Annotated in this window: 12 protein-coding genes; 7 read left to right on the forward strand and 5 right to left on the reverse strand. The window is 49.3% G+C overall.

What is annotated here, in order from left to right; all coding sequences use genetic code 11:
- The first annotated feature begins 13 nt into the window (after positions 1-13).
- The 4 genes from BLW29_RS22960 (at position 14) to BLW29_RS22975 (ending at position 3,843) form a co-directional block, all read left to right on the forward strand.
- A complete protein-coding gene (locus BLW29_RS22960) occupies positions 14-1,582 on the forward strand; it encodes an AraC family transcriptional regulator (protein WP_090983962.1) in 1,569 nt (522 codons plus the stop codon).
- Positions 1,583-1,723: 141 nt separating this feature from the next.
- Complete coding sequence (locus tag BLW29_RS22965; protein WP_090983964.1) at positions 1,724-2,692, forward strand: ABC transporter substrate-binding protein; 969 nt, start codon at positions 1,724-1,726, stop codon at positions 2,690-2,692.
- Positions 2,693-2,781: 89 nt separating this feature from the next.
- Positions 2,782-3,162, forward strand: a complete 381-nt coding sequence (locus BLW29_RS22970; protein ID WP_177186781.1) for a hypothetical protein — start codon at positions 2,782-2,784, stop codon at positions 3,160-3,162.
- A 15-nt stretch (positions 3,163-3,177) separates the two neighbouring features.
- Positions 3,178-3,843, forward strand: coding sequence for a DUF421 domain-containing protein (locus BLW29_RS22975; RefSeq protein WP_090983968.1), 666 nt, complete (start codon positions 3,178-3,180; stop codon positions 3,841-3,843).
- 56 nt (positions 3,844-3,899) lie between these two features.
- Here BLW29_RS22975 and BLW29_RS22980 read toward each other — a convergent pair whose 3' ends face one another.
- Entirely contained in the window at positions 3,900-4,568 is a 669-nt protein-coding gene (locus BLW29_RS22980; protein ID WP_090983970.1) for a hypothetical protein, read from the reverse strand.
- A 153-nt stretch (positions 4,569-4,721) separates the two neighbouring features.
- Between BLW29_RS22980 and BLW29_RS22985 the strand changes: the two genes are divergently transcribed.
- Complete coding sequence (locus tag BLW29_RS22985) at positions 4,722-5,522, forward strand: class I SAM-dependent methyltransferase (protein ID WP_090983971.1); 801 nt, start codon at positions 4,722-4,724, stop codon at positions 5,520-5,522.
- A 240-nt stretch (positions 5,523-5,762) separates the two neighbouring features.
- On the opposite strand, the gene BLW29_RS22990 is transcribed toward BLW29_RS22985, so the two are convergent.
- The 4 genes from BLW29_RS22990 to BLW29_RS23005 all read right to left on the reverse strand — a co-directional run bounded on the left by BLW29_RS22990 (position 5,763) and on the right by BLW29_RS23005 (position 9,861).
- The gene (locus BLW29_RS22990; RefSeq protein WP_090983973.1) at positions 5,763-7,028 is read right to left on the reverse strand and encodes an MFS transporter; all 1,266 of its coding nucleotides are present in this window, start codon (positions 7,026-7,028) and stop codon (positions 5,763-5,765) included.
- A 96-nt stretch (positions 7,029-7,124) separates the two neighbouring features.
- A complete protein-coding gene (locus BLW29_RS22995; RefSeq protein WP_256208820.1) occupies positions 7,125-7,793 on the reverse strand; it encodes a lysoplasmalogenase in 669 nt (222 codons plus the stop codon).
- Positions 7,794-7,956: 163 nt separating this feature from the next.
- Positions 7,957-8,607: a GntR family transcriptional regulator gene (locus tag BLW29_RS23000; RefSeq protein ID WP_090983975.1), complete on the reverse strand. Its 651-nt coding sequence runs from the start codon at positions 8,605-8,607 to the stop codon at positions 7,957-7,959.
- A 132-nt stretch (positions 8,608-8,739) separates the two neighbouring features.
- On the reverse strand, positions 8,740-9,861 hold the full coding sequence (locus BLW29_RS23005; RefSeq protein ID WP_090983977.1) for a tyrosine-protein phosphatase: 1,122 nt from the start codon (positions 9,859-9,861) through the stop codon (positions 8,740-8,742).
- 293 nt (positions 9,862-10,154) lie between these two features.
- Here BLW29_RS23005 and BLW29_RS23010 point away from each other — a divergent pair, with 293 nt between their 5' ends.
- Positions 10,155-11,051: a carbohydrate ABC transporter permease gene (locus BLW29_RS23010; RefSeq protein ID WP_256208821.1), complete on the forward strand. Its 897-nt coding sequence runs from the start codon at positions 10,155-10,157 to the stop codon at positions 11,049-11,051.
- Positions 11,048-11,896: a carbohydrate ABC transporter permease gene (locus BLW29_RS23015; RefSeq protein WP_256208822.1), complete on the forward strand. Its 849-nt coding sequence runs from the start codon at positions 11,048-11,050 to the stop codon at positions 11,894-11,896. The genes BLW29_RS23010 and BLW29_RS23015 overlap by 4 nt, the downstream gene beginning before the upstream one ends.
- Positions 11,897-11,927: the final 31 nt, after the last annotated feature.

An 11,927-nucleotide genomic window follows, 5' to 3' on the forward strand; every position in this document is an offset into this window, starting at 1 on the left:
GGCTCGAACGGAGATGAAAGAGCATCACGAGCTAGATGAAGTATGGATGAAGCTTAAGGAAATCGAAGTTGTGAAGGACGCGCAGTGGCGCATACCGTTGAACTATATTGACTCTTATTTGATTCTGATTGTGGGCAGAGGGGATGCTCAGATAGCCGTGGACGGAGCGTATTCCTCGTTGGCGGCAGGCAGTGCGATCCTATGCTTGCCGAATCAGCTTGTCTATGCGGTTGTTGAAGGGGAAGAGGACTCGGAGCTATATATTCTTCGCTTTGACATCAAGGTAGATGAGGGCAGTACCAAGGGCGATTTTCCGGTAAACGGCATCGTCCAGCTATCTGACCCTGTGAAAATCGTTCAAAGCTGCGAATCCATCGTAAACTTGTGGGGGAGCGGAGCAGCAATACAGCGATTCCAGTCCCAGGCGCTTTTTCACGACATTGTATACCGCTTGCTGCTTGATTTCTCACGCAAGGATCAAGCCGTGAAGTATACGTTAACTCAAACGAAGGCGTATATGGAGCTTCATTATAACCGGAATATTACCATCGACGAGTTGGCGGATCTGGCAGGGCTTAGCCGCTATCATTATATGCGCTCGTTTAAGCGCGCCTTCGGCATAAGCGCAATCGATTGTTTGTTAGAGCTCCGAATTAGCCAATCCAAGAGGCTGATGGAGAGGACGGACATTCGTCTTCAAGAAGTGGCCGAGCGGATCGGATATCAAGATGAGTATTACTTCGCCCGCAAATTCAAGCAGAAGGTCGGCATTCCGCCGGCCTCTTACATGAAGAGCCGCAAACGTAAAATCGCAGCGTACAGCTTCCCGAATATCGGACAGCTGCTGCCGCTGCGAATTGTGCCTTATGCCGCGCCTATGGATCATTATTGGACGGACATTTATCGTCGGAAGTACGAATCCGACGTCGTGGTGAAACTAAGCCATCATTATGACTTCAATCTGAATGCGCTAAGGCAAGCAAAGCCGGACTTTATTATCGGCATCGATGACTTCACGGTCGAAGAAGAACAGCTCAAACTTAAAGAAATCGCGCCTACCTTATTTGTACCTTGGACATCTGCCAACTGGCGAGAGCATATGCGGCTCGCCGCCGAGTTTCTGGGCAATGAGGCCGAATACGAGGCATGGATGGAGGAGTACGAGCGGAAAGTTATCAAAACCACGCATCAATTAGAAGGTCTGAGCCGGAACGAATCTGTGCTCATGCTGCAACTGCATCAAGGAAAAATCTATGCGTATGGCAACCGTTCGGTCGCAAGCGTCATGTATGAAGACCTTGGGTTTATGTCCCCGCTGGGGAAAGACATCAATCATTCACATCAGGAACTGACGCTGCAGCGATTGGCCGAGCTGGACGCGGATCGGATGCTCATTATGATGACGGATAGCTTAGATCCGCGAACAAGCTGGGAAGAGCTGCGCCAGGTGGAAGCTTGGGCGGAACTGAGGGCGGTAAGAAACCATAACATCTCCTTGCTGTCGCCCTACATGTGGTTCGAGTACTCGGCCTATACGCAGAGAAAGTTTCTGGACGAGCTGCCAGGCGTACTAAAAGCATGATCATACAGGGAAACGGAGCACCATCATCCATTTTCGCAAGCAGTGGAATAGCTTATACTTCAACAGTAAGTGATAATAATTCTCATTATTACGCAATAGTTGGAGTTTAAAATATATCGTGAAAAGGGGTTTAACCGTTTTATGTTACAGCTTCGAATGAAACAGAACCGACTCGCACTGATCGGGATGTTGGTCTTCATACTCTTGCTCTTGTCCGCTTGCGGAAACAACGGAAATAAAGAAGTCGATACCAATGAGTCTGCTACCTATACCTTCACGGACGCGCTTGGTCGTAAGGTGGATATTCCCACTCATCCAAAGCGTATCATTACGACGCAGTATTTACCGGAGATGGCTGCCGTTGGTGTTAAACCGGTTGGTGCCGCCACTCATCTACTCACAGGCTATGCAGCGACTAAGGATCAGCTGGAAGGGATCGAGGACATTGGGGTGGCCAATGCCCCTGATGTAGAGAAGATGCTCGCTTTAAAGCCGGATCTGATTATCGCCACAGAATATAACAAGGATCAAGTAGAGCAATGGACCAAGATCGCCCCGACAATCGCAGTCCAATGGGAAGGCCACGATGCGTTTGTCCACTTCAAGGAAGTCGCGGCCCTTGTCGGCATGAAGGACAAGGCCGATGAATGGATTCAAGCTTACGAGAAGAAAGCAGAGGACACGCGGGCGAAGCTGGCGACCTTCGTTAAGCCGGGGGAAACCTTCGGTGTCGTCGTTATCGGCGGTTATGATATGAAGCAACTGCGTATCTACGGAAACAGCAATGTCGGGTATACCTTATATGATGCGCTGAAATTTCCAATGACGGATTTGGTAAGCGCGGAGATGAGTAAAGGCAACAATGAACAAGGGCTGAATATATCGCTTGAGAAGCTGCCCGACTACGCTTCGGCCGATCGCTTGTTCCTCGTCACCTTCGATAATGACCCCGACTTCGTAGATGAGGTGAACAAGAGCAGTCTGTGGAAGAACCTCCCCGCCGTCAAGGCAGGCAAAGTGTATGCGGTCAATTCGGATCTATGGTTCTCGTATGACGTAATGTCGTTTAACGCTCAGTTGGATGACGTGGTTCAATTGTTGAATAAATAAGCACCTGCAGCCGCAGCTCCATCGCGTCAATGGACATGGTTTGACTCCCCTCCTTCTGGTCAATGCTAACCAGAAGGAGGTTTTTTACATTGAAACAAAAAAGTTTAACTGTCGTTTTGTCGGTTATTCTGCTTCTGCTATTAGGCGGACTATTCATATGGCAATATCAACTCTTCCATGCGGGGAACCCCGACTTTCAGGACCGTCTTCATAGCGTCGAGTCCTATGCGATTCAAGGGAAATGGAGTCAGGCTCAGCAAGAAGTCGAGAGCGTACTGCGAATTTGGAAGAAGGGCCATACCCTCATCGCGATTAAGTACGCCGATACCAGTTTCACGTTGATGAACGTTACGTTAGACGTGCTCAAGGCCGCAACAGAGGAGAAGGATCTTCGAACCGTTCGGTACAGCACGAAGGAAGCGCTGGTCTTGTTCGACAATATTACTTCTCTATCGCCAAAGTCACCATAGGGAGCTGTGATCACAATGGAATTCTTCGTATTCGCCGTGCGATGCTTAATCGTGCTTCTGGCGACCTGGCTCGTCACCAATTTTATCGGCAAAAAATCAATAGCTCAGCTGACTCCCTATGACTTGGCCATTCTGTTCGTGATTTCGAACGTGGCCGCGCAGCCTTTAGTAAATAAGGACTCGTTCAAGACGGCTGCAGGAATGATCTTTATGGGTCTTTGCCTAGTGGTAATCGCGAAGCTGTCGCTGCACCGCTGGTTTTACAAGATGGACTTTACGCCCTCGATTCTCATTGCCAAAGGGGTCATCGACAAGAAAGAGCTCCGAAAGAACAGCATGAATCTGCATATGCTGCTCTCCCAGCTCCGGGTACAAGGTTATTTTCAGGTGTCGGACGTGGAGTATGCGATTCTGGAGGCGGGCGGAGACTTGTCCATACTGCCGAAATCGACGGCAAGACCGGTAACGCCGGATGATCTCAAGCTCTCGCCTCAACAGGAAGGGCTCTCATACGCGGTCATTATCGATGGTTATCTCATGAAAGACCAGCTTCAAGCGGCCGGAGTAAACGAGGACTGGTTGGAGAAGCAGCTCAAATCCCAGCATGGTTCTGCTATCAAGAATATTTTCTACGCGGAGGTCAACGATCAGAAGCAGCTGTTCGTGAGCGGGAGCCGGTAGACTACAAACAGAGCACGGCAAGAATTTGCCGGCTCTGTTTTTTAGTTATCTACGAATCAAAAACCGCACTGGATGATGCAAACTCCCTGAGCGGTAGCGCAAATCGGTGCACATAATGGAGCGAAAATACCGCACGCGGCCCGGCAAGCGTTGCCGATTCGCACACAGTTTGCTCGGCAAGCTTCCCGATCGTTAGCCGCTGCGGCAGCGACGGCAGCTCTGCTTCTTCGCGGAGTCAGCTTCTTTAGTTCCCGCGCAAGCTTCGTGAATAGGCGCTTAAGCGCAAGGTTAAGCGATTTGCCTATTCGCACGTTTAACGTAGTGCCGTCTTTGAAACGAACCTTCTGCGAACCTCCGCAAGAGCATCCATCTTGACAGCCGCAGCCGCCGAATTTGATCGGAACGATGGCTTTCTTGTTGATAAATCCTCTGGCCGTGAGCTTGCCTTTCTGATCTCGAAAAATAATGTTGGCGCTGCAAGCACCTTTCACTTGTTTGCCGAAGGAAGCGGTGAGTCTGCTGCTTGTGCGAGTCAGAGACTGGATCTTTATTGTTGCCAAATTGCATGCATTTTGCGTAATGTTTAGGAAGAAGTCCATGACACCGCTGCGGGGATTGGCGACCACGTCGACGTTCGCGCTTAAGATGCCTTCTTGCTTGGATTTGATGCTCGCCGTTGCGAATAGGGTAGTCGTTCCGTTCACTGTTCGTAATAGTCCGGGCACTGTTTCCACTCCCTCGAGTCGAATAGGTATGAGCACCTACAACATATTCGGAAGGGATAGTCTTGGAGTGGGTGAATGACCAGGGGATATAGTAAACGAAAGGGAAATCGGAAAATAGGCAGCTCTTACAGCGTATAGGGAGGCAGGTTAAACGTGAAGAATGATCAAAATAAATTACGCGAGTCGTTTGAACAAGCCGCGAGCATTTACCAGCAAGCGCGTCCGGATTACCCCGAAGACTTGCTCAATGATCTATTGCGCGTGACCCATTTGAAGGCAGGCAACCGTTTGTTGGAAGTAGGTTGTGCTACAGGAAAGGCGACTCTTCCACTAGCACAGCGAGGATTTAATATCACGTGCATCGAACTCGGCGCGGAGCTCGCTGCAACTGCTCGGCGCAACCTTGCAGGCATGAATGTTAACGTTATTAACGGGAATTTCGAGGTGTGGCAACCGGAGGCGGGGGATGGTTACGATCTGGTATTCGCTGCGACTGCTTGGAATTGGATTGATCCTGAAGTTCGGTACAGGAAGGCATGGCAAGCCCTTCGTCCGGGCGGACACCTGGCGTTCTGGAATGCCAATCACGTTTTTGCGGATGAAGGAGATCCCTTCTTTGTTGACATTCAAGACGTGTATCATGAAATCGGGGAAGGTAAGCCTGTAGAGGACAACGACTGGCCGCGGGTCGGAGAACTTCAGGAGCAAGTAGACGAGATTGAGGCAAGCGGTCTGTTCGAGGTTGTTCACCTCCGACATTTCGATTGGGAACGCATCTATCATGTGGAGGCGTACATTAAGCTCCTAGAAACCTTCTCCGGACATATTCTTATGGAGGAATGGAAGCGCGATAAGCTTTTTGGCGAAATTCGAGCTCGTCTCCATAAACGTGCAGACCAATCCGTTCGCCGTCATTGGGGTGCCGTTCTCCATGTCGCCCGTCGAAGAGATTGACCGTTTGCTAGGCGCTAACGAATCGTAGAAGCCTTATTTAAGCGAAAATGGCATCCAAAAAAATCTAACGAATCACAGAGGTCCTATTTAGCTGATTTCGAGTCGTGATGGACATTTTGCGACCAAATAAGCCCGCTAGGATTTGTTAGAGTTATCAAGGGGGGCGCAGATGGCCGAGGACGAGAAAAGGCGCCACAGATTGGAGATCTGTGGCGCCTTTTCTTAGTTTCATCGTGCTGCTTACTGCGCTTCCACCGCAACGGGAACCGGGTCCTTGATTCGGTAAATAGGCAGTAGAAACACGATGCCGATTAGAAACATTGCAGCGGAGCATTGATAGGTCCAAGAGAGCGATAAGCTGTCCTTCAAGAAACCGGAGACACTCATGGTAACCACCATGGCGCCCATGAACATAGGTGTCAGAATACCGTTCACACGCCCAACGAATGATTCCTCCGTCTTATTCAGAATGAGCGTATTTATACCGATCTGCAAGGCTGGCATGAAGAGGCCGATCATGGCTTCCATCGCGAGCGTGAGCCAGAACATCTCGGAGAATCCCATGATGGATACGCCAATCCCCGTGACAAGCATGCCCCATAAAACAAGCGTTTGCGGCGCAACTTTGTTCGAGAACACCATCGATAATCCCCCGCCGACAAGCATCGCTGCGCCGTTGGCCGCGAAGAGCCATTGTAGATTGCCCTTCGGCAATCCGAGCTGCTCGGTAATAAGAAAGACGGCCAGCGTATGAATGACGCCGATGCCAAGTCCCGCAGCGAGGAAAGAGCCGCCCAAAGCGACGAGCGCTTTGCGATGAAGAACGTAATCGAGCCCCATCTTCATCTCGGTCCAAATCGAAGTCCCTTTATCGATTTTCTCTTCGTCTCTGTCCGGGGGCAGCAGCGTAAGTACGGCGGCAGAGATGAGGAACATGGCGCAGACAATGCCCATCGACCAGTGGATGTTTAATTGTTCGAATACGAATGTGCCCAGAATCGGACCCAAAATCATGAACACGGCCATCATCGTCTGGAATAAAGCCATGCCGGCCTGCATTTGCTCGCCCGGTACATGCAGCTTAAATAACTTCATACTGGAAGGCTGAGAGAACTGCGACAGAATCGCCGAGACGAACGTGGCGAAGAATATGGCTTGCCAAGAGCCATAAAGTAAGGTGAGCATAATAACGAAGATTGATATTGCGCTAAGCAGGTCGCATATTACCATTGTTCGCTTAGGTTTCCATCGATCAGCAAATGCGCCGCCGATGAAGGAGAATACGAAAATAGGCGCGAACTCCGCTACCGAGACCAGCGAGACGGCAAGCGCGTCCCCATCGGTCATTTCGACGACAAACAAGAGCACCGCGAAGTTGCGCACCCAGATGCCAATTTGCATGAATACGCCTGCTGATAAGATTGCTTGAATAAACCGGTTTCTGAGCATGGAGCCCATAGAGGGCTTAGCTTCTGATGAAGGACTATTTGTTACAGGGAGTTCCATGTTAAACATTCATCCTCTCTAGCAAAATAGTAGATCATATGTTCGATTCTACTATAATTATGTCTATTAAGGAAAGAGAACATACTCTTATAATGATTAATATTTTGCGGGAAAATGAGGCGTGCTTGAAGTCGATAGGGATGGTTCCCTCAAGCTATTGGCAATGAAGAATTGGGCCGCATAGTAGGTGACCATGATCCAAATGTCGGGGTGGGAAATGTCCGAAACGAACATATTCCAAGACAGAAGGGAATCGGAGGCCAAGAAGAGCAGTGATCCGATTACAGCGTAAAGATTGCCGGTCAGAATTGCCGTCCAGGCCATGATGGAGATGACCGTTACATAGAGAAGAACAGGTGCGATGAGTCCGCTCTGCCCGCTGTCTTGAAGGGCATGCACCAGCCGTATACTCATATATCCGGCATAGGCAGCAATTGGAATGAGGGTCGCGGCACGCGGCCAAGAGAACCGCATTTGCCGGATGAAGGATGTGGTGTAGAACAGATGTCCGATCAGAAAGGCAGAGAGACCGGCAACGAACCATTTCATTAAACCGTCGCCGCACATCGAGAAGAGCAAACCGAGCAAGAGCAGCGAATGCTTCGGCTGCCGAGAGGTCGGGCAGAGCAAGAAGGCATACGTCAGGATAAGAATCATAGGAATCAGCTTAAAAACCAGCTTGATGACTTCCGGTTCGTCGGGAACGAGGAAAATATAAGAGAGGCTCATAAGTCCAATGGCATACGCAAGCATCTTACGAATCAAGTGGAGCTCCTCCTTTTATAGACCGAGTAATGGTAGATACATAGATTAAATTATACCGCATCTAACAAGAAAAATAAGGATATTTTGATCGGCTTATTTAGGCAGAATCGGTGGCTAATAAAATACAAAAAGGCTTCCCGCAAAGGAAGCCCTTGTTGTTATTCTATAATCTCGACATGCGCAGCATGCGCTGCCGGTTATGGGCGTAGGATTGGTTGGCGATCTCTCGGAATCGATCGTAGTCACCTGCTAGAATCGTGTCGTAGATGGATTGATTCAGTCGGTTGGCGGAATAATGCGGCTCATGAGGCGTTAATTTGAAGTTAATGGTGGCGAAGAGAATCATTTGTTTGACGCTGGCATCGACGATCTTCGCAATGACGCCGTTGTTCATGACATTGAGCAAGCATTCAGAGAATTTCATGGAGCTCACAAGGTACTGTGTATAATCATTATTCTGCTCAGCCAGGATGGAACGGTTCAGATGCTCCTGCAGATTCTTGAGATCCGGCTCTACTACACCATCTTTCAGTAGAGCAATGGCCTGCAGTTGAAACAGGTACAGAACCTCCATGGTATCAATGACCTCTTTCATGGAGATCTCTTTGACGAGTACGCCTCTATTCTTAAGCGTAACGAGCAGTCCTTCATGCTCAAGGCGAGAAATGGCCGCGCGGATAGGTGTACGACTCATGTTCAGGGTTTCGGACAATTCGTTCTCAGACAGAAGTGAACCTGGCATGAACTCGCCGGTTCGAATTTGGGTATTTACATAGTCGTACGCGGTATCGATTAGTGTCGAATTCGCCATCATTACACGTTCCTCTCTCTCTTGCACTCCTCTGTATATTATGACATGCAAGAGGCGGACTGCAAACTGACAGCATCCCAATGCAGTTGAAAAAGGAGTCGCCCCGCAACGGGGAGCGACTCCTTGCTATCAGATTTACTCCGTGTACATCGTTTTCAGCTTAGCGCGCTCTTCTTTCGTGATGCCAAGTCCTGTTTCCAGGAATGCATCTATGGAGCCGTACTTTGCTTTCATCTCGTCAATAGCTGCTTGAAGGAATTCTTGCTGAACGCCCATCAGTGCAGTAATGGCAGCAACAACGTTCTCGTCTTTTACTTGCTGCTTTACACCATCGATCATCTTCTTGTTGGCATCCGCACGGTAGAAGTTGCTGAGCAGATAGTCGTCCATTACGGTTTTCTCATCAACGCCAAGCGTCAGAAGGATAATAGCGGAGCCAAGACCTGTGCGGTCTTTACCGGCCGTACAGTGCTGCAAGAGAGCGGCGTTCTTCGGATCGTTAAGAAGATCCATCAATTGCACGTAAAACTTCGGAGCGTCAACCATCTGTTTGTTGAAGCCAACCATCATTTGAACGGCGGATGCGGCATCCTTCATCATGCCGGAAGCGATCATCGCATTCATATCAGCAGTCCAACCTGCGTTGCCTGCATCCGTACGAATGTTGTTGATACCTGCTATTACCGGATCCGGAAGAGCTTTAACTTCCGCATCGGTACGGTAGTCGACGTTAGTCTTGATACCCATTTCTTGAATGGTCTTCAAGTCTGCATCCGTCAGATGGCCAAGCTCTTCGCCGCGGAATAGTTTGCCCCATTTTACCGTTTTGCCATCTGTCGTTTTGTAGCCGCCGAGGTCGCGGAAGTTAAAGGCGCCTTGCAGGTTTACTTTGCGCTCAGCCGTCTCGATCGTTGAGCTGTTCCCGCCTTTGACAAGGAAGTAAATGTGCGAGCCCGGTTTAGGATCTTCGGTTACAAATCCGTTAAATGCGGAGTAAGTCTTAGCCAGCAATTTACCAGTCGTCTCGATGTTGTCCGGGGATGTGCTCCAGTATACTTTGGCTGCGCCTAGATCAGTGTCCGCTTTCCAACGTACGATTAATTTACCTTGAGCTGTGCGTTCCACGCTGGCTTGCGTGAAAGCACCCGGTTTCTTGGCGATCGGTGCTGCTGCGAAGCTGGATGCGGGAGCAACAATGGCGCCTACGAGCAAAGATGCGGATAAAACCGCTGTTGTGAGTTTTGATGATTGTTTCATTTTTATATACCCTCCTAAGAAATTCAATATGTCTACAAGTAGAGTACAAGTTGTGTGTTTTCGAGAAATCATAGATTTGTAAATGTTTTGTGTAGCCCTGGGCGCGCCTAATAATTGTCCTTGTCAAATGCTTCTATTTCCATTTATAATGATTGTGTAAAGTTTAATCGCTTTAATTTTCATATAACAAGCTGTGTTATATTTATTTTTTTATACCTAAAGTTAAAGCGATTAAACTTTAAATGCGTCATTCCGGCGCTGGTCGATTGGGCAATCGAAGGGGGATTGGTGGCGTGAAGTCAACCAGGGCAAGCCGCCGCGAGGGAAGACTGTTTTACTTGTTCGTGTCTCCGTGGCTGATTGGATTTATTGTATTCGCTTTGTTTCCGGTGCTCGCTTCCTTGTATTACAGCTTCACGGAGTATGACATCATTCATGCGCCGGAGTTTATCGGATTTGGCAACTACAACGAGATGTTCCACGACGAGTTGTTCTGGAACTCCATCGAGGTCACGCTGCGGTATACCTTCATTAGTGTTCCTTTGACGCTTGTCCTCTCCCTGATCTTCGCCATCCTGATCAATCAGAGAATTCCGTTCCGCGGTTTGTTCCGGACGGCGATGTATTTTCCGAGCATGATCTCGGGCGTGTCGATGGCGCTCCTCTGGTTCTGGGTATTTAATCCACAAGCCGGTCTCTTCAATTACTTCTTATCCATGTTCGGCGTCGATCAGATTAACTGGTTCCTCGATGAGAAATATGCGATGTGGGCCCTCATTATCATGTCCTTCTGGGGTTTAGGCGGGGGGATGCTTATCTTCTTAGCTGGATTGCAAGGCGTGCCGGCACACTTACTTGAGGCAGCGAAGCTTGATGGAGCCGGAAGGCTCAGGTCGTTCTGGAACGTCACATTGCCGCTCATCTCTCCCGTTATCCTCTTCCAGCTCATCATCGGATTAATTGACTCCTTTCAAGTGTTCACGCAAGCGTACACGATTACCCAAGGCGGGCCGAACTATTCCACCTGGTTCTACGTCTACAACATCTACATTAACGCCTTCAAAAACTTCCGCTACGGTTACGCCTCAGCCATGTCCTGGATACTGCTGATTGCCGTTACAGTCATTACGTTCTTCATTATGAAGCTGTCCAAACGATACGTGCATTACGAAGGGGGAACCCCGCAATGAGTGGGATGGCCAAGAAGGTCGATTTGCTCCAAGTCATCGGATTTCTCATTCTATTGCTCGTTACCGTCGCCATGATTATGCCGTTCTGGTTCATGCTATCGACATCGCTCAAGACGACGAAGGAAATGTTCGTGTATCCGCCGTCCTTCATTCCGGAGCACTTTGCTTGGGAGAACTTCAAAGAACTTTTCGTGAACTCGGAGATCAAGTTCGGACGGCAGTACATAAACAGCGTGATTGTGGCTGTATTGACGGTAATCGGAACGGTATATTCTTCTTCGTTCGTTGCTTTCGGTTTTACTCGGTACCGGGCAAGAGGAAGCCAATTTCTGTTCATGCTCGTGCTCAGCACGCTCATGCTGCCTTATCCGGCGATTATGATTCCGCAGTTTCTGCTCTTTACGAAGCTCGGGCTCCACGATTCCTTGCTGCCGCTCATTCTGCCTTCCTTCTTTGCATCGGCCTATATGATTTTTCTATTGAAGCAATTCTTCACGACGCTGCCCAATGAGCTTTATGATGCGGGCAGAATCGACGGCTGCAGAGAGATACAGCTCTATTGGAGCTTAACGCTCCCGTTAGCAGGTCCGGTATTAGCGACTGTAGCGATTTTCTCCTTCCTCTGGAGCTGGAATGACCTCTTAACGCCTGTGCTGTACCTGGATTCGCAGGAGAATTTCACGCTTCCGATCGGGATGGCTGCGATGATGTCCTCGAAATTCCGCATTGCGCCGTGGAATCTTATGATGGCGGCCTCGCTGCTGTCGGTTCTTCCTATTGTTGCTCTGTTCGCAGTAGCGCAAAGACGTTTCGTCCAAGGGATCGTTCTTACCGGTATCAAGTAGTTGTTCACATAGTCCGTCACTACTATTAACG

Source organism: Paenibacillus sp. CF384 (genome assembly GCF_900106745.1).
Classification (GTDB): domain Bacteria; phylum Bacillota; class Bacilli; order Paenibacillales; family Paenibacillaceae; genus Paenibacillus_Z.